This is a genomic window from Acuticoccus mangrovi (genome assembly GCF_016411865.1).
Lineage (GTDB): Bacteria > Pseudomonadota > Alphaproteobacteria > Rhizobiales > Amorphaceae > Acuticoccus > Acuticoccus mangrovi.
The window spans coordinates 116,521-134,754 of record NZ_JAEKJA010000003.1; the positions used below are offsets into that span (position 1 = coordinate 116,521).

Below are 18,234 nucleotides of genomic sequence, written 5' to 3' on the forward strand. Positions count from 1 at the left end.
GGGATGCCGCGCGATCGCGGCACGGGGTCGACGATGCGGCGCGGCTCAGGCGGGGCTTTGGCCCTCGAACCAGTCGAAGATCTCGCCGCCCGTCCAGATCGCGACGTCGTCGTAGGCGGCGATCTTCTCCATGATCTCGCGGAAATAGCGGGCCCGGTGCGGCGCGCCCATGATGTAGGGGTGCACCACCAGCGCCATCACCCGGGCCGAGTGCTTGGCGTCGGCGTAGATCTGGTCGAACTGGTCGGAGGCGCGCTGAAAATATTCGCGCGCCGGATGATGCTGGATCAGCATCATCGCCACGTCGTTGCACTCCTGGGTGTAGGGCACGTTGACGATCTCGCCGGCCCGCGTCTTCAGCCGCACCGGCTGATCGTCGAGCACCCAGTCGCAGACGTAAGAATAGCCCGCCTCCTTCAGGAGGTCCGGGGTTTCCCAGGTCTCGGTGAGGCCCGGCCCGAGCCAGCCGCGCGGCGCGACGCCGGTGAAGGCGCGGATCGTCTCGCTCGTCCTGCGGATGTCCTCCGCCTCGTTCTCCACCTTCTGCATGTTCTTCTGGGTGAAGCCGTGACCCATGAACTCCCAACCCCGCTCCAGGGCGGCGCGGGCGATGGGCTCGTAGCTCGTCACCGCCGTGCCGTTGATGGCGAGGACGCCCGGCACCTTCAGCGTGTCGAACACCTCCAAGAGCCGCCAGAAGCCCACGCGATTGCCGTACTCGTGCCAGGCCCAGTTCGGAATGTCCGGGCTCGGCGCGCCCCCGGCGGGCGGCGTCAGGACGGTGCGCGGCATCGTCTCCTTCGGGTTCCACTCCTCGATGTTCACGATCACCCACACCACCATGCGCTTGCCTTCGGGCAAGACGAGCGGCGCGCGCTCGGGGATGGCGGAATAGGAAATGCGCTCGGTGGGCAGCATGTTCACGTCCCTTCGACGATTGTTATGGTGAGCGGCGCGAGACCGTCGATCCGCGCCGCGATGGTGTCGCCCGGTACCACCGGACCGACGCCCGCCGGCGTTCCGGTGAAGATCAGATCGCCCGGCGACAGGGCGTAGGCGGCGGAGAGGTTGGCGATGATCTCCGGCACGTTCCAGATCATCTCCGCGGTGGAGGCGACCTGCCGCGTCTCCTCGTTCACCTCGAGCACGATCGTCGCCGCGAGCGGTGCCGGGATTACCGCCGCCGGCACGATGGGCCCGCACGGGGCGGAGTGGTCGAACGCCTTGCCCGGCTCCCACGGACGCTGCATCGCCCGCGCCTCCACCTGCAGATCGCGCCGGGTGAGGTCGATGCCCACGGCATAGCCGAAGACGTGGCCGAGCGCGTCCGCCACCGCGATGTCGCGGCCGCCCTCGCCGATCGCGACGACGAGCTCCACCTCGAACTGGAGGTCGCTGGTGGCGGGCGGATACGGCACCGCGCTGCCGCTCTCCACCACCGCATCGGTGGGCTTTTGGAAGAAGAAGGGCGGGTCGCGCTCGTCGCCCTCCTTCATCTCGCGGATGTGGGTCACGTAGTTGCGCCCGACGCAGTAGATGCGGCGGACGGCGAAGCGGTCGCCCGCGCCGGTGATGGGCAGGCTGACTGGGGCGGATTGGAAGAGCAGCGACATCGGGCGTCTCCGATCGCGGTCAGCGGACCGCGAGATAGGCACCAGCCACCACGAGAGCGAGCCCCGTGGCCTTGGTCAGGGTGAGGGGCACGACGGCCGAGTTGAGCAGCCCATAGTGCGCGATGACCGCACCCACCGCGAGCTGCCCGGCGACGAGGAGAACGAAGAAGAGGGACGCGCCGACCCGCGGGATGAGGTAGCCCGTCCCGAGGATCATGAGGCACGCCCCCATGCCGCAGAGCGGCATCCAGAGCGGCATGCCACCGAGGCGGACGAGCTGGCGCGTCTGGCCCGAGAACACCACCAAGAGCACCGAGGTGATCAGTCCGACGACGAAGAAGGGCACGCACGCAACCACCGAGGATTCCAGATGCCGGGCCATGGTGCTGACCATCGGCAGGTAGATCGCCATCACCATCCCGACGCCGAAGGTGAGCGCCAGAACGAGGGTGTAGGGCCCCGTCATCACCCGATCACCTGCGGCAGGAACAGGGAGATCTGCGGGATGTAGGTGATCAGCAACAGGACGATCAGCATCAGCCCGATGAACGGCAGCACCGCCTTCACCACCTCCAGATAGGACGCGCGGAAGGTGGTGATGCCGATGAAGAGGTTGAGCCCGAACGGCGGCGACACCATGCCGAGCGCGACGTTGGCGACGATCACCGAGCCGAGGTGCACCGGGTCGATCCCCGCCGCCAGCGCGGCCCGATAGATCAGCGGCGTCAGCACGATGATGAGCGAGTTCGGATCGACGAACATGCCCGCGATGAGGAAGAGCACGTTGATGATGAGAAGGATCTCGAAGGCCGAGGCGCCGGCGAGGGTCGACGTCACCTGCTGCGGGATCTGCGACAGGGTGAGGTAGTAGGTCAGCACCGTGCCCGAGGCGACGAGGATCAGGAGGACCGAAATCGTCCCCGCCGAGGCGGACGAGATGTTGAAGAGGTCCTTGAAGGAGAGCTGGCGGTAGATCAGCACCTCCACCATCATGGCGTAGACGCAGGCGAACGCCGCCGCCTCGGTGGGCGTGAACGCCCCGCCATAGATGCCGCCGAGGATGATGACCGGCAGGCCGAGCGCGAAGGCCGCCTCCTTGGTGCGTTTCCAGCGCAGCGACCAGGGCGCCTTCTCGTCCATCGCGATGTTGTAGCGGCGGGCGTAGAGGTAGGCGTAGATGCACAGGACCACCGAGAACACGAAGCCCGAGCCGAGGCCAGCCAGGAACACGGCGCCGATGGAAGTGTTGGTCTGGAGCGCATAGAGGATCATCGCCACCGAGGGCGGGATCAGCATCGCGAGGGTGGACGAGGTCACGATGAGCCCCACCGCAAAGCCGCGCGAATAGCCCTGGCGGATCAGCGCCGGGTAGACGATGGGCCCGATCGACACCACCGCCGCCGGGCCGATGCCCGACATCGCGCCGAAGAGAGCGCAGGCGATGATGGTGGCGATGGCGAGCCCGCCGCGCAGGTGCCCGCAGAAGCTTTCCACCATCGCGACGAGCCGCGCCCCGATCTGGCCGCGGGCGATGATGTCGGCGGCGAAGATGAAGAGCGGGATCGCGAGCAGCGAGAACTTGTTGACCCCGTCCACCATACGCTGCGGCAGCACCATTGCCGGGATCGGCGGGGCGAACAGCTCGAAGGTGATGAAGGTGGGGCCGAGGATCGCGAGGAAGATCGGCGAGCCGATGATGAGGACGACAAAGGCCGTCGCGATGAGAAAGGGAATCGGCATCAAACGGCCCGCTTCTCGGGGGGCATCGTCTCGGCGGTGTCCTCCGGATCGACGAGGGCGGGCAGCGGCGGCAGCGTGTTGGTGATCGCGCGCACGAGCTTCTCGGCAAAGGCGATGGTCATCAGCACGGCACCGACGCAGACGGGCATGAAGAAGAGGCCCCGCGGCACCGGCAGCGTCGTGCCGAGCTGACCGGTGCCGAGGCTGAAGGCGGTGAGCTGGTAGGCGCGCCAGGACAGATACGCCATCACCACGACGCCGATCAGCGCCGTGAGCCCGCGCATCAGGCGCTCCACCCCCGGCGGCACGATGCGCAGCACGAGGTCGATGGTGACGTGCCGATCCGCCCGCAGCATCACGTAGGCGGCGACGAATGCGATCCACACCGTGAGGAGCCGGGCGAGCTCCTCCCCGCCGAGGAAGGAGACGCCGAGGGTATAGCGGCCCGTGGCGTTGGCGAAGATCGTCATGGTCACGACGAGAAGGGCGATGCCGGCGAGGACGCTGACCGTCCGGTCGATCACCGTCAGCGCGCCTTGTGCGATCGCGAGCGGGGACGCCATCGGGACCTCCGAAGCTCAGGGGGACAACGGGTAGATGCGGCCCCGGCTCTCACGGCGGGACCGCAGCACGGCGGCGGCGACTGGGTGCGCCGCCGCCCGCGGGTCGCTCAGAAGATGGCTCAGTTCTTTTCCATCTCGGCCATCTCGGCCTCGAACGCTTCGACGATGGCCTGCCCCTCGGGGCCGGTGGAGTCGATGTAGAACTGGCGCACCCGCGGCAGGATCGCGTCGCGCAGCGCGTCGCGCTCCGCGTCGGTCAGCTCCACGATGGTCATGCCCTTGGCCTTGAAGTCGGCCATGGCTTCCTCTTCCTGCTTCATCGTCTCGTCGAAGGCGACTTCGTTGGCGGCCGGCATCGCGTTCTTGATGGAGGCCTTGCAGGCGTCGGAGAGGCCCTCCCACCAGGGCTTGTTCATCAGGATCACCTGATCGAGCGTGCCGTGGTTGGTCATGGTGAGGGTCGACTGCACCTCGTGAAACTTCATGTTCCAGGAGGTGGGGTTGGGGTTCTCCTGGGCGTCGATGGCGCCGGACTGGAGGGCCGAATAGGTCTCCGGGAAGGGCATCGTCACCGGGGTGAGGCCGAGGGCCTTCTGCTGCTCGGCGAGCACCGGGGACGGCATTACGCGGGCGACGAGACCATCATAGGCGTCGAGCGTGTTGAGCGGGGTGTTGGAGGTCCACTGCTTGTAGCCGGTCCGCCACACGTCGGCGAGCACCATGTTGTGCTTGGCAAGGCTCGCGGCGAGCTTGTCCATGGCGGGGCTCTGGTGGAGCTGGCGCAGCTCTTCGGGGTCGGCGGGCCAGAAGAAGGGCAGGTCGAACACGCCGAACAGCGGCTCGGTGCCGACGATGTAGGAGGCCGGCATCACGCTCATCTCGATCGAGCCGAACTGCACGCCCTCGTTGATGTCGTTGAACATGCCGAGCTGGCCGGCCGGGTAGACCTGCACGTCCATGTCGCAGGTGTCGTCGGCCTCGACGAGCTCTTCGATCTTGTGGGCGGCGAGGTCGCGCGGATCACCGGCCGGCAGGATGTGCGCGATCTTCAGCGTGTACTCGGCCGCGGACGCCGCGGGGGCGCCGCCGACGACCGCCGTCATGGAAAGCCCGAGGGCCGTCGACAGAGCCAGGAACTTCTTCATTGATGCCATCCTCTCGATGTCGTCACGGTTCTTCGTCGTCCGCCCGGGCATCGCCCAGAGGCAAGCGACGCGGCGCACCGCGCCACTGTCATTCAAGTTGAATTTCATCTTGGTAAAGTAACTTGACTGATGTCAAGGCCGAGATGCACCCTCGCGTCGCGCAGGTGCCTCTCCGCCTCCAAAGCAAGAAGCGCACCAGGCGCGAGCCTCAGAGCCGTAAAGTCGTCAGGATCAGATCGACGCGCGCGGCGACGCTCGCTTTCGGCAGGATCGCGACGTCGTAGCCGAGCGCGGGATAGGCGGCCGCGAGGCGCTCATATTCGGCGACGCCGTCGGCAAAGCCGTGTCGCCGTGCCGCATCCGCGACGTAGATCTCGCGCCACGGCGGAACCAAGAAGACCGGGGACCGATAGGCCCGCCGCGCCGCTTCGGGGATCGGCACGCCGGCCACATGGTGGAGGTGCATCGCCGCGTCGACGAGGCCGCGGTCGAAGAACACCACCCCGGCCGGGGCGGCGTCGAGATCGGCCTCGGCGAGCGCCACCAGACGGCGCACGAAGGCGAGGCCGTCCACCCAGGGAAGCGCCGTGCCGCGGACAGCGAGCTCGGCCTTCACGAGCCGCCGGCCCGGCTCGGCGACGACGGCGAAGCCGCGCGCGGCAAGGGCGGCGAGGAGCGTCGACTTCCCCCCGCCCGAGGCGCCGGAGAGGACGATGCGCACCGCCGCGCCCTCGGCCCGCGCCTAGTATGTCGGAGGGGAGTTCACCCACACGATGCGCACCTCCTCGTTGCCGACGTTGCGGTAGCCGTGCGGGCGCTGGGAGGCGAAGAAGAAGGAATCGCCCGGCCCGAGAACGGCGTGCTGATCGTCGACGATGATCTCGATTTGCCCCTGGAGGACGTAGCCGAGCTCCTCCCCCTCGTGGCTGATCAGCCCGTCGCTCGCCCCGCCGGGCGCCACGACGTGGATCTGCGCCTGCAGGATGCCGTGGATCTCGAACGGCGTGAGGCTCTCGAGACTGACCCCGTCACCGCCGCGCAGAGGGTGGCGCACCAGCGTCGGGCGCCGCCCCGCGCGCAGGACGAAGGGCGCGTTGTGGTCGGGCTCGGCAAACAAATCGGCAATCGAGATGCCGAGCGAGCGGGTGATGCGATGGAGCGTGTTGATCGAGGGGCTGACGAGCCCGTTCTCGATCTTGGACAGCATGCTTTCCGAGCACTTGGCCTTCCCCGCAACGTCCTTCAGCCTGAGGCCGGCGCGCCGCCGATACTCGCGCAGCCGCACCCCCACTCCCACCTCGTCGCCCTCCTCCTGATCGGCGGGCTTGATCTCCATCGTCACGTCCTTCTAACACTCCGCCGGCACGATAGCGGGTTTACAATACGACCACCAAACTTGATAAATACTCAAGTTCGCTTTAGCGAGTTGGCGTCGCGCCGAAGCGCCGTCCACCCATTGCCCTAGGGCGATCGAGCGTCCGAGAAAAGAAGCGAGTTCCCGCCGTGCCCCACACCACCCCGCGTCAGCGCCTGCCCTTCTCGCCGATCGTCGATCGTCCGCCGCTGACCTTGCCCGACGGACTGCGTCTCATCGTGTGGCCCATCGTGAACCTCGAGGAGTGGGAGATCGAGCGGCCCATGGCGCGCCAGATCCTGCCCGCGCCCACCGGTCAGGTGGTCACTCCCGACATCCCCAACTGGGCATGGCACGAGTATGGGATGCGCGTCGGCTTCTGGCGCCTCAAGGCCGCGCTCGACCGCATGAACATCACCCCCACCCTGTCGATCAACGCCCGCGTGTGCGAGACCTACGAGCCCGTCGCCGCCGCCGCGCGCGACGCCGGCTGGGAGTTCATGGGCCACTCCTACATCCAGATGCCGACCCACAAGCTCGACGATCAGGAGGCGACCATCGTCAAGTCGCTCGAGGTGTGCGAGCGCTTCACCGGCAAGCGCCCCGTCGGCTGGCTCGGCCCGGGCCTCACCGAGACCTACGAGACCCCCGACATCCTGACCAAGCACGGCGTGAAATATGTCGGCGACTTCGTGCTCGACGACGACCCGTGCGTGCTCACCACCGACAACGGCCCGCTCGTGACGTTGCCCTACACGGTGGAGCTCAACGACATCCCGATGATGGTCGTGCAGCATCACGAGTCGGAATATTTCAAGCGGCGCGTGCTCGACCAGTTCGACCGCCTCTATATGGAGAGCGGGGAGCGGGCCAAGATCCTCTCCGTCGCCGTCCACCCCTACATCTCCGGCGTGCCGCACCGGATCCGCTACTTCGAAGAGATGCTCGAGACGATGGCCGCCAAGCCCGGCGTCGCCTTCTGGACCGGCGAAGAGATCTACGACTGGTTCACGACCACCCCCGCCGCCCGCTGATCGCCTCGAACTTCAAGGACGCTCCCGCGATGACCGACACCGTGGTCCCCGAGAACGCCATCGACGTCGCCCCGACCGACCTCTCGCCACACTATGAGCCGATGGGCTGGCACCACTGGCCGGAATTCCCGTGGCTCTCCTACCAGTTCCGCCGCAGCCTCGGCGAAACCCAGGAGGGCGGCGGGGCGATCTCCGAAATGTTCCTCGCCGCCTCGCGCATGGTGCCGGGCGACCTCGAGAGCTGGCACGCGGAATTCATGGTAGTCGCCGACGCCAACTTCGCCCGCGCCAACGCGGAGGAGGCGGCGGGCCACATCCGCACCGCGCAGAACTGCTATCTGCGCGCCTGCGAGTATTACCGCCAGGCCGAGTTTCACCTCGTGCCCGACGACCCCCGCCGCCTGCCCACCTTCGAGAAGATGGAAGCGTCGAGCCACGGCTTCCTGAAGCACCTCAACCCCGCCGGCGAGGTGGTCGAGATCCCCTACGAAGACGGCAAGCCCATCTGCGGCTACTTCGTCCGCGCGCCGTTCCCGGGTGACAAGCTGCCCGTCCTCATCTCGTTCGGCGGTCTCGATTCCATCAAGGACGAGATGTGGTTCATGCAGGCCCACGGCGCCCTCCAGCGGGGCATCTCGGTGCTGATGGTGGACCTCCCGGGCCAGGGCGGCACCTTGCGCCGTCACGGCCTCACCGCGCGGGCCGACACCGAGGTGCCCGTCGGCGCCTGCATCGACTGGCTCGAGACCCGCGACGACGTCGACACGTCCCGCATCGCCTGCTGCGGCTCCTCCATGGGCGGCTACTATGCCGCGCGCGCGGGCTGCTACGAGAAGCGCCTCGCCGCCGTCGTTTCCCACGGCGCCATCTGGTCGGTCCACGACATGTGGGGCGACAAGGACGACAGCTTCGGCCTCGCCATGCATATCCGCTGGGTGATGGGCGGCAAGACCATGGCCGAGGCGCTGGAAAAGGCCAAACCCTTCTCCCTCGAAGGCCACCTCGATCACATGACGTGCCCGTACCTGGTGCTCCACGGTGGTCACGACGTGCTCACCGTCGCCGCCGCCCGCCAGACCTACGACTACGCCGTGGCGAAGGGCGTGCCAGCCACCTTGCGCATCCTCGCCCCGGAGGAGACCGGCGCCGAGCACTGCCAGCATGACAACCCCACCATCGGCCAGGAAATCCTCGCCGACTGGCTCGCCGACGTGTTCAAGATCGACCAGGCCGCGCTGATGAAGACCGGCTGGTCGCCGCTCCTGTGAGCCCCGCCATGAATCTCGGGGTGGACCATCCGAAGGCGGCGGTGGTGGCGATCGACTGCCACCGCGGCCACCTCGACCCGGCCGTCGCCACGATGCCCGTCTCCGCCGAAGCCGCCGAGCGGGTGATCGCGGCGAACAAGCGGCTGATGGACTGGTGCCGCGGCGTGGGTATTCCCATCGTGCATCTCGTGACACGCTACCGCGACGCGGAGGAGATCCGCGCCAACCCCTTCTGGCGCACCCGCCACGAGGACCCCAGCGCGACGCGCAAGAACGTGCTCGCCCACAATCTCGACGGCATGCCAGGCTGCACCATCATGCCGACGCTGCACGACCCGGCCGACCGCGTGGTCGACACCAAGAAGCGCTACGACTGCTTCGTCGGCACCGACCTCGACTTCCACCTCAAGGCGCACGGCATCAACACGCTGATCCTCACCGGGGTGAACACCAACTCCTGCGTGCTCGCCACCGCCACGGCCGCCAACGTGCGCGACTACGCCGTGATCGTCGCCACCGACTGCGTCGACACGATGGACACGCCCGCGCATCACGAGGCAGCACTTCTGTGCATCAAGACCGCCTTCGGCTGGCCTCTGTCCACCGATGAGATTATGGGGCTTGGACTGGAGCGCACCCGATGATCATCGACGTCCACACCCACACCCTCTGCCCCGAAGTCAACGCGATCGTCGCGGGGCTGATCGGGCCGGAGGACGTGCCCTACCAGCGGGACATCTCGCCGGAGAGCAAGGCGCGCGATCGCGAGCAGGCGCCGCAGCTCGCCGAGAAGTTCAACAATCTCGATCGGCGCCTCGCCGAGATGGACAAGATGGGGGTCGAGCTTCAGGCCGTCGCCACGGCGCCGGGCCAGCAGCACTACTGGCTCCCCGTCGACACGCTGGTCGAGATCTCCCGGATGCAGAACGACCATGTCGTCGCGCTGGTCGGCCGGGCTCCGGAGCGCTTCGTCGGCATCGGCACCCTCCCCCTCACCGACACCGATGCGGCGGTGGAGGAGGCGAAGCGAGGCGTCGCCCGAGGCCTCAAGGCGTTCCAGATCGATTCGCGCTGCATGGAACGCGAGCTCTCCGACCGGACGCTCGACCCGCTCTACGACACGCTGCAGTCGCTCGGCGTGGGGCTGATGATCCACCCCCTCGGCTTCTCGCACGGGGAGCGCTTCACCTCCTTCTTCATGGTGAACTCGGTCGCCCAGCCGCTCGAGGAGCTGATCGCCTTCAACCACCTCGTGTTCGGCGGGGTGCTCGACCGCTTCCCGAAGCTGAAGGTCTATATCGCCCACGGCGGCGGCTTCGCGCCCTACTATATCGGCCGCTTCGACCACGCCTGGACGGTGCGACCCGAGCTGCGCCGGCTGACGCCGAAGCCGCCCTCGGACTATCTCGCCCGCCTCTTCTACGACACCTGCGTCTTCCGTCCCGACCACATCCGCACGCTCGTCGACCTCGTCGGCGCCGACCGCGTGATGCTCGGCAGCGACTATCCGTTCGACATGGGCGACACCGATCCGGTCGGCACCCTCGACGCCGCCGGCCTCTCCGCCGATCAGCGTGCCGCCATCACGTCGGCGACCGCCCGCACCTTCCTCGGCCTCTGAGAGCCGGCCGCCCGGCCGGCTCCGCACGCCCGTCAGCGACGCGGGCGCTCGAACGCGGCGCGTGCCGCGTCCACCTCGGCGCGGACCACGCAGCCCACGAAGTGGTCGTTCACGAGGCCGGCGGCCTGGAAGAGCGCCGTCATCGTGGTCGGCCCGACGAAGCGCCACCCCTTCTTCTTCAATAGCTTGGACACCGCCGCGGCCTCGGGGAGGACGGTGCGCGCGCGCAAGGTCGTGGCGTCGAGCGGCTCCTTCGGCTCCTGCGGCTCGTAGGACCAGAGGAAGGCGCCGAGCGAGCCTTCCTCCTCGATCAGCCGCTCGGCGCAACGGGCGTTGTTGATCGCCGCCTCGATCTTGCCGCGGTGGCGCACGATGCCCGGATCGGCGAGGAGGCGCGCCACGTCGCCGTCACCGAAGCGGGCGACCGTCGCGATGTCGAACCCGGCGAAGGCGGCGCGGAAATTCTCCCGCTTGCGCAGGATGGTCAGCCACGACAGGCCCGACTGGAAGCCCTCGAGGCAGATCTTCTCGAAGAGACGCGTGTCGTCGGCAATCGGGCGCCCCCACTCCTCGTCGTGATAGGCGAGATAGTCGGCAAGGCCGCCGTGCCAGAAGCAGCGGGGCTTGCCGTCGGCACCCGTCACCAACCCGTCGTCGACATCTGTCATCCGGAGCCCTCAGTGGTTAACCAATAGTTACTAAGTTGTCGGTCGGACGCTTGTCAGGGCACCCGCCCTTGCCACAAAATCACACTCGAAAACGGGGAGTGAGAGCGATGTTCGGACGGTTCACAGCGCTTATCGTCGCCTGTTGTCTGGCGCTCCCGGCCGTTGCGGCCGACAACGCGGTGCATCCGGACGAACTCACCCGCGGCTTTTTCAAGACCGTCTTCGGCCTCGAATATGGCGGCCACGTGGACGCGCAGCGGGTGAAGCGCTACGTCGATCCCGTCGCCTTCCACATCGAGGACCTCTCCGGCCTCAACCGCCAGGCCGACGCGCGGACCTTCCTGGAATCGCTCCCCAAGCGCATCCGCCACTTGCGGGCGAGCGTGGTCGACGATGCGAGCCAGGCGAATTTCCGCGTCATCCTCGTCACCCGGGACGCCTTTTCCACCGTGGTGGAGCGCGAGCTGAAGGCCGACGCCTTCGCCATGAACGCGCGCTGCCTCGTGGGGGTCAGCACCGTCGGCGGACGCATCAAGCGTTCCACCGCCGTGATCGTCGCCGACGACGACTTCCTCTTCTCCCGCTGCCTGGTGGAGGAAGTGTTGCAGGGTCTCGGCCCGATGAACGACGACGACAGCCTCACCCACAGCGTGTTCAACGATTCGTCCAAGCTCTCCCACTTCACGGCGTTCGACCAGGCGCTGCTCAACGTACTCTATCATCCGATGATCCGTCCCGGCATGTCGGGCAGCGAGGCGCAGCGCGTGCTGCCCCGCGTGATGCACTCCCTCGGCTACTCCGACTAGAGCCGCCGCCTCATACGGCGGGGAGGCTGATCCGCTCCGGGAGATCTGCGCCGCGGCGGGTGCACGTCATGGCCGAGGCGGCGACCGCGAACGTCAGCACGCGGCGCGCCTCCTCTTCGGTGAGGGTGGCGAGACGCCGCGGATGGGCGCGGTCGATCTCGCCGAGCCCGGCGAGAAGGGCGGCGAGGAAGCTGTCCCCCGCTCCGACGGTGTCGACGACGGCGATCAGCGGCGCGGCGAGCTCCGTCTCGCCGGCCGGATGGAAGAGGCGCGCCCCCTCTCCCCCGAGCGTCAGCGCCACCATCGCCGTGCCGGCCGCGCGCCAGCGCCGGGCGACGACGTCGGCCGGCTCGTCGTAGAGGGCGGCCATGTCCTCCGCGCTCACCTTGATGATGTCGGCGTGGGCGGCGAAGCGCTCCACCCGCTCGCGCCACACCGCCATGTCGGGCTCGACGCTGGGCCGAACGTTGGGGTCGAGCACCACCAGGCGATCGGACCCGGCGGCCTCGGCGAGGGCGAGGAAAGTGTCGCCGGTGGGCCGCGTCAGCATCGAGAAGCAGCCGAAGACGAGCGCGTCGATCCCGTCGAGGGGGGGAATGTCGGCGGGCGTCACCTGGCGGTCGGCGGCACCTTCGCCGTAGAAGCGATAGCGTGCCGAACCGTCCGCCTCGACCGACACCAGGGCGAGCGTGGTGGGAGCAGGGGTGCGCTTCAGATAAGTGATCTCGACCCGTTCGGCGGCGAGCGAGCGCACCAGCTTGTCGCCCAGCGCGTCGCGCGAGATGCCGGTGAGGAGGCCGACGGATCGGCCGAGACGGGACAGCCCCACCGCGACGTTGAACGCGGAGCCGCCGATGCGCGCATCCAGCGTGAAGCCGTCCACCGATTCGCCGGCGAAGAACACGTCGTAGAGCGCCTCGCCGCAAATGAGCACCGTCATCGTCGTCCCCCTGGTGCGGCCTCTCCCCGCGCCGGCCCGGTCTAGCGGAGCCACTTTATCGCGACCACCGACGATCGCGCTCGATGGTTTGCGCCCGTATAATTGAAGGCTACTCTCGCCGCGCCGCCCTGCGGTCGGCGACCGCTGAGGTTCGAGGCTCCCATCATGCGCATCCGACCACCCCTTCTCCCCATCCTCGCGGCAGCGGTGGTGGCGGTGGCAGCCGCGGCCCTCGTCCTGTGGCAGATCCTCGCGCCGGCCCATCACACGCTGCGGATCAGCGCCGGCACGCCGGGCGGCACCTACGCCGCCTTCGCCGATGCGCTGGCGGCCACGGTCGCGGTCGGTCCGCTCGATCGGATCGACATCATGAGCTCGGCCGGCGCCAACCAGAACGCCGACCGGCTCGCCAAGGACGAGGCGGACGTCGGCCTCATCCAGAGCGACACGCCCGTCGCCCCCAACACGCTGATCGCCGCGCGCCTCTTTCCCGAGGCGTTCCACCTCGTCGCCCGCATCGCTTCCGGCATCGAGCGGGTGAGCGATCTCAGAGGGCGTCGCATCGGCCTGCTGCCCCAAGGCGCCGGCTCCAACGCCCTCTTCGAGCGCCTCCTCGCCCACTACGAGATCCCGATGAGCGAGGTGACCGTGATCCACGGCGACCTCAAGACCCAGGCCGAAGCGCTGCGCACGGGCGACATCGACGCCTTCTTCATGGTGGTGGCGCTCGGCAACGGCACCATCGGTAAGATCATCCAGTCGACGCCGACGCAGCTCGTCGCCATCGAGCAGGCCGAGGCGATGGCCCTTTTCGACCCCGCCCTTTCGGCAAGCACCGTGCCCGTCGGCGCCTATTCCGGCGACCGCCCCGTGCCCGACCGGCCGATCCAGGTGGTGACGGTGCACAGCCTCCTCGCCGTCCGCCGCGGCCTCAGCGACGCGACGGTCGAGGCGCTGACCCGCAGCCTGTTCGAGAACCGCCAGGAGATGGTGCGCCTCCTACCCCAGGCCGCCTTCATCTCCGCCCCCACCGACCAGGACCGGCTCGCCTTCGGCATCCATCCCGGCGCCAACCTCTATTATCGCGAGGACGACCCTCTCTTCATCGTCGAATATGCCGAGCCGATGGCGCTCGGGGTGACGGCCCTCGCGCTCCTCCTGTCCGGCCTGTGGCAGGCCCGGGTGTGGCTCGCCAACGCCCGAAAGAACCGCGCCGACCACTATAATCTGGAGATCGTGGAGATCCTCCGCCGCGTCGAAGCGGCGGCGCGCTACGAAGAGTTCGAGGCGATCCGCCACGACCTCTTCGACATCTTCCGCAAGGTCATCGTCGATCTCGACAACGACCGCATCGAGGAGCGCTCGCTGGGCTCGTTCTCGTTCGCCTGGCAGGTGGCGGCCTCGACGCTGAACCACCGTCAGCTCGTCGTCGCCGGCGCCATCGAGGAGCGCGACGCGCCGCCCGCCCCCACCGTGGACGGATCTAGCGCCCGTAGCCTTTGAACGCCTCGAGCACTCGGTCCATCTCCTCGCGATCGAGGACCACGGGCGTGCCGGCAGCGAGCGCCATGCGGTGGATCTGGGCGAGCAGCTCGACCTCGCGGGCAAGGTCCATCGCCTTGTCGAGCGTCGCCCCCACCGCCACCACGCCGTGGTTGGCGAGGAGGCAGGCGTTGCGCCCGCCGAGCGTCGCGAGGATCGCCTCAGACAGCGCCGCCGTGCCGAAGGTCGCATAGGGGGCGCAGGGGATTTCGTGCCCCCCGGCCATCGCGACCATGTAGTGGGCGGCCGGGATCGGCATCCGCAGCGTCGCAAGCGCGGTCGCGTTCGGCGAGTGGGTGTGGACGATGGCGTGAATGTCGGGCCGGGCGGCGAAGATGTCGCGATGGAAGCGCCATTCGGACGAGGGCTTGCCCGTCGCCTCGCCCGAGAAGGCCACCGTCGCGATGTCCGACGGCTGCATCTGCTCCGGCGGCACAGCCGTCGGGGTGATGAGGCAGCCCGTGTCGATCCGCGCCGAGACGTTGCCGGCCCGCCCGACGATCAAGCCCTCGCGCAGCAGCGCCCGATACGCCTCGACCAGCGCCGCGCGCATCTCCTCATGCACCATGGTCGACCTCCCTGTGGTTGTTGTTGTCTTCGTCGTCGTCTTCGATGCGGTCGAGCAGCGCGCGCGTCGCGGCGTGGCGAGGGGTGGCGAACAGCGTCTCGGTGGGCGCCTCCTCCACGATCCGCCCCGCCTCCATCACCGCCACACGATCGGCAAGACGGCGCACGAGGTGGAGATCGTGGGCGATGAAGACGAGGGCAATGCCCTCCTCGCGCACCAGGCGGTCGAGGAGCATCACGATGTCGCGCCGGATCGCCGCGTCGAGTGCCGACACCGCCTCGTCGGCGACGAGGGCGGCGGGGGCGCCGACGAGCGCCCGGGCGATGGCGATGCGCTGCCGCTGACCACCGGAAAAGGCATGCGGCCGCCGCGCCAGAGCGTCCACCTCGAGGCCGACGCGGACGAGGGCGTGGGCCGCCATCTCGCGCCGCGCGGCCCACGAGAGGCCGCGCCCGTGCAGCGGCTCGCAGACGATCTGAAGCACGCTCTGGCGCGGGTCGAAGCTCGTCGCCGGATCCTGAAACACCATCTGCGCCACCTGCCCCGTCCGCCGCGGGTCGGGCGTCACCGGCGCGCCGTGAAGACGCACCTCGCCGTCCGCCGGTACGAGGCCGAGAAGAGCGCGCATCAGCGTGGTCTTGCCGGAGCCGGAGCCGCCCACGAGGGCGAGGCGCTCGCCGGCGCGCACGGCGACGTCGACCCGATCCACCACGCGCTGGCCGCCCTGGTCGACGCTGATCGCCCGCCCCTCCAGCACCGGGGCGCCCAGCGTCGACTCGCGCGCGGGAAGCGTCAGCCCGCCACCGGTGCGCAATGCCCGCCCGGCCGCGCTCTTCGGCGCGTCGAGCACATCCGCCGCCGCCCCCTCCTCGGCGATGCGGCCGGCCGCCATCACCGCGATCCGGTCCGCCCGGCGGGCCACGGCGAGGTCGTGGGTGATGATGAGGAGCGCCGCCCCCTCCTCCGCCGTGAGCGCGAGGAGAAGGTCGAGCACCAGGCCGGCCGACACGCTGTCGAGGGCGCTGGTCGGCTCGTCGGCCACCACCACGCGCGGCTTCAGCGCGAGGGCGATCGCGACGGCGACGCGCTGGCGCTGCCCGCCGGAGAGCTCGTGCGGGTAGCGTTCCGGGCCGACGCCCGCCGCCGCGAGCCCGGTGCGCTCCAACAGCCCCGCCACCCGATCGCGCCGCGCGCTGGCCGGCTGGTCGGTGTGGATCAGCAGCGGCTCTTCGATCTGCGCGCCGATCCGCATCGCCGGATCGAGGGCGGTGGCGGGCTCCTGGAAGATCATCGCGAGCGTCGCCCCGCGCAGCCGGCACAGCTCCCGTTCCGGCGTCGCGAGAAGGTCGCGCCCCTCGAAGGTCACGCGGCCGGAATAGCGCACCCCGCGCGGCGGCAGCGCCAGCGCCGCCCGTCCCGTCAGCGACTTGCCCGATCCCGACGCGCCGACCAGCGCGACCCGCTCGCCGTGCGCGATCTTCATCGAGATGCCGTCCACCAGGCGCCCGGCGGCAGACGCGGCGACGAAGTTCTCGTAGGCGAGCATCAGTCGACGACGACGGCGCGCGCGAAGCGCGGATCGAGACGGGCGCGCAGCCCCTCGGCGAAGGTCGTGATGGCGAGCACCGCCGCGACGATAGCAAGGCCCGGCCACACTGCGAGCTGCGGGGCGATGGCGATCATGGTCTGCGCCTCGTTGAGCATCCGCCCCCACGACACGGTGGGCGGCTGGGCGCCGAGCCCCACGTAGCTGAGCCCCGCCTCGGCGAGAATCGCGATGGCGAACTGCGTCGCCGCCTGGGTCAGCACCACAGGGGCGATGTTGGGGGCGACATGCTCCAGCGCGATCCGCGCCCGCCCCTTGCCGGAAAGGCGCGCGGCGTCGATGAAGTCGAGCGCGAGCACCCGCCGCCCCCCCGCCGCGGCGAGGCGGGCGAACACCGGCACATTGAAGATCCCGACGGCGATCGCCGCGTTCATCGCGCTCGCGCCGAGCAAGGTGGTGAGGATCACCGCGACGATGAGGGCGGGAAAGGCGAAGGCGAGGTCGGCGGAGCGCATCACCACGGCATCGACCCACCGCCCCCCCGAGGCCGCGAGGAGACCCAGCGGAACGCCGAACGCCACGCCGATCGCGACGGCGAGCGCGGCGACGCCCAGCGAGGTGCTCGCCCCCGCCATCAGCATCGAGACGATGTCGCGGCCGTAGTGGTCGGTGCCGAGAAGGTGCTCGGCGGACGGCGGCTGAAAGCGCTCCGCAATGGCGATGGTGCCGACAGGATAGGGCGTCCACCACGCCGCAATGAGGGCGAGGCCGGCGAGAAACGCCGTCGCGCCGCCGCCGATCCAGAGCCTCACGCCGGCCTCCGCCGTTGCTGGCGTTGGCGTTGGCGTTGGCGTTGGCGGGGGTTGGACCAGACGGCGAGGCCGTCGCAGAGCGTGTTCACCACCACGACCGTCGCGACCACGATCAGCACGACCCCCTGCACCACCTGCAGATCGCGCTGGGACACGGCCTGGAAGAGCAGCCGCCCGACGCCCGGGAGCGAGAACACCGTCTCGATCACCACCGCCCCGGCGACGAGGTAGCCGAACTGAAGCCCCACGATGGTGAGAATCGGCGCCAAGGCGTTGGGCAGGGCATGGCGGGCGACGGCGCCGGCGACGCTGCGTCCCTTGGCGCGGGCGAGCGTCACATAGTCCTCGTCCATCGCCTCCACGATGGCGGTCCGCGTGATGCGGGTGAGGATCGCGGCCTGCGGCGCGGCGAGCGCCACGGCGGGCAGGATCAGCGCGCTGAGCGCCGGGCCGACCCCGGCGTCCCAGCCCGGAAAGCCGCCCGCCGGCACCACCTTCATCACCACGGCGAAGAGGTAGATGAGGATGAGGCCGAGCCACACGCTCGGAATCGACAGGCCGATCTGGGCGAGGGTGGTCACGAGATTGTCGGTGCCGCGGTCGCGCCGGATGGCCGCGAGAAGGCCGGCCGGCAGCGCGATCCCCACCGAAAGGAGCACGCCGAGGATGGCGAGCGGCACCGACACCACCGCCCGCTCCAGGATGAGATCGGTCACCGGCACCGCGTAGGTGGCGCTCTCGCCGAAGTCGCCGGCGAGGACGCCGCCGAGCCAGCGGGCGAATTGCACGGGAAGCGGCTGGTCGAGCCCCATCTCGGTGCGCAGCGCGTCGACGGCAGCCGGATCGGCGTTCATGCCGAGCAGCACCTCCGCCGGGTCGCCGGGGAGCACGCTCATCGCCACGAAGATGAGGAGACTCGCCGCCAGAAGGGTGGCGGCGAGCCCGAGCAGACGGCGCAGCAGACGTCGAATTGGAGAAGCGTTCACCGCCGTCTTGCGCGGCAAGCGCGCTCGC

General features: G+C 69.2%; 20 protein-coding genes. 6 read left to right on the forward strand and 14 right to left on the reverse strand.

What is annotated here, in order from left to right; genetic code table 11:
* Nucleotides 1-45: 45 nt before the first annotated feature.
* The 8 genes from JCR33_RS04575 to JCR33_RS04610 all read right to left on the reverse strand — a co-directional run bounded on the left by JCR33_RS04575 (nucleotide 46) and on the right by JCR33_RS04610 (nucleotide 6,397).
* Nucleotides 46-918, reverse strand: coding sequence for a polysaccharide deacetylase family protein (locus JCR33_RS04575; protein ID WP_198880851.1), 873 nt, complete (start codon nucleotides 916-918; stop codon nucleotides 46-48).
* 2 nt (nucleotides 919-920) lie between these two features.
* Entirely contained in the window at nucleotides 921-1,613 is a 693-nt protein-coding gene (locus tag JCR33_RS04580; RefSeq protein ID WP_198880852.1) for a fumarylacetoacetate hydrolase family protein, read from the reverse strand.
* Nucleotides 1,614-1,632: 19 nt separating this feature from the next.
* The gene (locus JCR33_RS04585) at nucleotides 1,633-2,079 is read right to left on the reverse strand and encodes a DMT family transporter (RefSeq protein WP_198880853.1); all 447 of its coding nucleotides are present in this window, start codon (nucleotides 2,077-2,079) and stop codon (nucleotides 1,633-1,635) included.
* Entirely contained in the window at nucleotides 2,079-3,353 is a 1,275-nt protein-coding gene (locus tag JCR33_RS04590) for a TRAP transporter large permease (protein WP_198880854.1), read from the reverse strand. Before JCR33_RS04590 ends, JCR33_RS04585 begins: the two co-directional genes overlap by 1 nt.
* Nucleotides 3,353-3,916, reverse strand: a complete 564-nt coding sequence (locus tag JCR33_RS04595) for a TRAP transporter small permease (protein ID WP_198880855.1) — start codon at nucleotides 3,914-3,916, stop codon at nucleotides 3,353-3,355. The genes JCR33_RS04590 and JCR33_RS04595 overlap by 1 nt, the downstream gene beginning before the upstream one ends.
* Before the next feature lie 119 nt (nucleotides 3,917-4,035).
* A complete protein-coding gene (locus JCR33_RS04600) occupies nucleotides 4,036-5,061 on the reverse strand; it encodes a TRAP transporter substrate-binding protein (protein WP_198880856.1) in 1,026 nt (341 codons plus the stop codon).
* Nucleotides 5,062-5,269: 208 nt separating this feature from the next.
* The gene (locus tag JCR33_RS04605) at nucleotides 5,270-5,782 is read right to left on the reverse strand and encodes an AAA family ATPase (RefSeq protein WP_198880857.1); all 513 of its coding nucleotides are present in this window, start codon (nucleotides 5,780-5,782) and stop codon (nucleotides 5,270-5,272) included.
* Between the two features lie 21 nt (nucleotides 5,783-5,803).
* Nucleotides 5,804-6,397 (reverse strand): cupin domain-containing protein, encoded by a 594-nt coding sequence (locus JCR33_RS04610; RefSeq protein WP_198880858.1) that lies wholly within the window; start codon nucleotides 6,395-6,397, stop codon nucleotides 5,804-5,806.
* 167 nt (nucleotides 6,398-6,564) lie between these two features.
* Between JCR33_RS04610 and JCR33_RS04615 the strand changes: the two genes are divergently transcribed.
* The 4 genes from JCR33_RS04615 to JCR33_RS04630 are packed head-to-tail and all read left to right on the forward strand — an operon-like array spanning nucleotide 6,565 to nucleotide 10,338.
* Complete coding sequence (locus tag JCR33_RS04615; RefSeq protein ID WP_198880859.1) at nucleotides 6,565-7,449, forward strand: polysaccharide deacetylase family protein; 885 nt, start codon at nucleotides 6,565-6,567, stop codon at nucleotides 7,447-7,449.
* Between the two features lie 29 nt (nucleotides 7,450-7,478).
* Complete coding sequence (locus tag JCR33_RS04620; RefSeq protein ID WP_198880860.1) at nucleotides 7,479-8,717, forward strand: alpha/beta hydrolase family protein; 1,239 nt, start codon at nucleotides 7,479-7,481, stop codon at nucleotides 8,715-8,717.
* Nucleotides 8,718-8,725: 8 nt separating this feature from the next.
* Entirely contained in the window at nucleotides 8,726-9,361 is a 636-nt protein-coding gene (locus JCR33_RS04625; RefSeq protein ID WP_198880861.1) for a cysteine hydrolase family protein, read from the forward strand.
* A complete protein-coding gene (locus JCR33_RS04630; protein WP_198880862.1) occupies nucleotides 9,358-10,338 on the forward strand; it encodes an amidohydrolase family protein in 981 nt (326 codons plus the stop codon). Before JCR33_RS04625 ends, JCR33_RS04630 begins: the two co-directional genes overlap by 4 nt.
* Before the next feature lie 32 nt (nucleotides 10,339-10,370).
* On the opposite strand, the gene JCR33_RS04635 is transcribed toward JCR33_RS04630, so the two are convergent.
* Entirely contained in the window at nucleotides 10,371-11,006 is a 636-nt protein-coding gene (locus JCR33_RS04635) for a DNA-3-methyladenine glycosylase I (RefSeq protein WP_198880863.1), read from the reverse strand.
* Nucleotides 11,007-11,113: 107 nt separating this feature from the next.
* Here JCR33_RS04635 and JCR33_RS04640 point away from each other — a divergent pair, with 107 nt between their 5' ends.
* A complete protein-coding gene (locus JCR33_RS04640) occupies nucleotides 11,114-11,812 on the forward strand; it encodes a DUF2927 domain-containing protein (protein WP_198880864.1) in 699 nt (232 codons plus the stop codon).
* Between the two features lie 10 nt (nucleotides 11,813-11,822).
* On the opposite strand, the gene JCR33_RS04645 is transcribed toward JCR33_RS04640, so the two are convergent.
* Nucleotides 11,823-12,752, reverse strand: coding sequence for a carbohydrate kinase family protein (locus tag JCR33_RS04645; RefSeq protein ID WP_198880865.1), 930 nt, complete (start codon nucleotides 12,750-12,752; stop codon nucleotides 11,823-11,825).
* 165 nt (nucleotides 12,753-12,917) lie between these two features.
* On the opposite strand from JCR33_RS04645, the gene JCR33_RS04650 reads away from it, so the two are divergent.
* On the forward strand, nucleotides 12,918-14,255 hold the full coding sequence (locus JCR33_RS04650; protein WP_198880866.1) for a TAXI family TRAP transporter solute-binding subunit: 1,338 nt from the start codon (nucleotides 12,918-12,920) through the stop codon (nucleotides 14,253-14,255).
* Here the strand turns inward: JCR33_RS04650 and JCR33_RS04655 are convergent.
* From JCR33_RS04655 to JCR33_RS04670, 4 genes are read right to left on the reverse strand one after another with little or no spacing between them, the layout of a single operon-like run.
* Nucleotides 14,236-14,862 (reverse strand): class II aldolase/adducin family protein, encoded by a 627-nt coding sequence (locus JCR33_RS04655; protein ID WP_198880867.1) that lies wholly within the window; start codon nucleotides 14,860-14,862, stop codon nucleotides 14,236-14,238. The genes JCR33_RS04650 and JCR33_RS04655 overlap by 20 nt on opposite strands.
* Nucleotides 14,852-16,408 (reverse strand): ATP-binding cassette domain-containing protein, encoded by a 1,557-nt coding sequence (locus JCR33_RS04660; protein ID WP_198880868.1) that lies wholly within the window; start codon nucleotides 16,406-16,408, stop codon nucleotides 14,852-14,854. Before JCR33_RS04660 ends, JCR33_RS04655 begins: the two co-directional genes overlap by 11 nt.
* Nucleotides 16,408-17,220, reverse strand: coding sequence for an ABC transporter permease (locus tag JCR33_RS24830; RefSeq protein ID WP_198880869.1), 813 nt, complete (start codon nucleotides 17,218-17,220; stop codon nucleotides 16,408-16,410). Before JCR33_RS24830 ends, JCR33_RS04660 begins: the two co-directional genes overlap by 1 nt.
* A complete protein-coding gene (locus JCR33_RS04670; protein WP_232372260.1) occupies nucleotides 17,217-18,224 on the reverse strand; it encodes an ABC transporter permease in 1,008 nt (335 codons plus the stop codon). The genes JCR33_RS24830 and JCR33_RS04670 overlap by 4 nt, the downstream gene beginning before the upstream one ends.
* Between the last annotated feature and the right edge of the window lie 10 nt (nucleotides 18,225-18,234).

What these genes read in the sequence shown, in the direction of transcription:
- JCR33_RS04575 (WP_198880851.1), bottom strand. Translation starts at nt 918, where the DNA reads ATGCTGCCCACCGAGCGCATTTCCTATTCCGCCATCCCCGAGCGCGCG.
- JCR33_RS04580 (WP_198880852.1), bottom strand. Translation starts at nt 1,613, where the DNA reads ATGTCGCTGCTCTTCCAATCCGCCCCAGTCAGCCTGCCCATCACCGGC.
- JCR33_RS04585 (WP_198880853.1), bottom strand. Translation starts at nt 2,079, where the DNA reads ATGACGGGGCCCTACACCCTCGTTCTGGCGCTCACCTTCGGCGTCGGG.
- JCR33_RS04590 (WP_198880854.1), bottom strand. Translation starts at nt 3,353, where the DNA reads ATGCCGATTCCCTTTCTCATCGCGACGGCCTTTGTCGTCCTCATCATC.
- JCR33_RS04595 (WP_198880855.1), bottom strand. Translation starts at nt 3,916, where the DNA reads ATGGCGTCCCCGCTCGCGATCGCACAAGGCGCGCTGACGGTGATCGAC.
- JCR33_RS04600 (WP_198880856.1), bottom strand. Translation starts at nt 5,061, where the DNA reads ATGAAGAAGTTCCTGGCTCTGTCGACGGCCCTCGGGCTTTCCATGACG.
- JCR33_RS04610 (WP_198880858.1), bottom strand. Translation starts at nt 6,397, where the DNA reads ATGGAGATCAAGCCCGCCGATCAGGAGGAGGGCGACGAGGTGGGAGTG.
- JCR33_RS04620 (WP_198880860.1), top strand. Translation starts at nt 7,479, where the DNA reads ATGACCGACACCGTGGTCCCCGAGAACGCCATCGACGTCGCCCCGACC.
- JCR33_RS04625 (WP_198880861.1), top strand. Translation starts at nt 8,726, where the DNA reads ATGAATCTCGGGGTGGACCATCCGAAGGCGGCGGTGGTGGCGATCGAC.
- JCR33_RS04630 (WP_198880862.1), top strand. Translation starts at nt 9,358, where the DNA reads ATGATCATCGACGTCCACACCCACACCCTCTGCCCCGAAGTCAACGCG.
- JCR33_RS04635 (WP_198880863.1), bottom strand. Translation starts at nt 11,006, where the DNA reads ATGACAGATGTCGACGACGGGTTGGTGACGGGTGCCGACGGCAAGCCC.
- JCR33_RS04640 (WP_198880864.1), top strand. Translation starts at nt 11,114, where the DNA reads ATGTTCGGACGGTTCACAGCGCTTATCGTCGCCTGTTGTCTGGCGCTC.
- JCR33_RS04645 (WP_198880865.1), bottom strand. Translation starts at nt 12,752, where the DNA reads ATGACGGTGCTCATTTGCGGCGAGGCGCTCTACGACGTGTTCTTCGCC.
- JCR33_RS04650 (WP_198880866.1), top strand. Translation starts at nt 12,918, where the DNA reads ATGCGCATCCGACCACCCCTTCTCCCCATCCTCGCGGCAGCGGTGGTG.
- JCR33_RS04655 (WP_198880867.1), bottom strand. Translation starts at nt 14,862, where the DNA reads ATGGTGCATGAGGAGATGCGCGCGGCGCTGGTCGAGGCGTATCGGGCG.
- JCR33_RS04660 (WP_198880868.1), bottom strand. Translation starts at nt 16,408, where the DNA reads ATGCTCGCCTACGAGAACTTCGTCGCCGCGTCTGCCGCCGGGCGCCTG.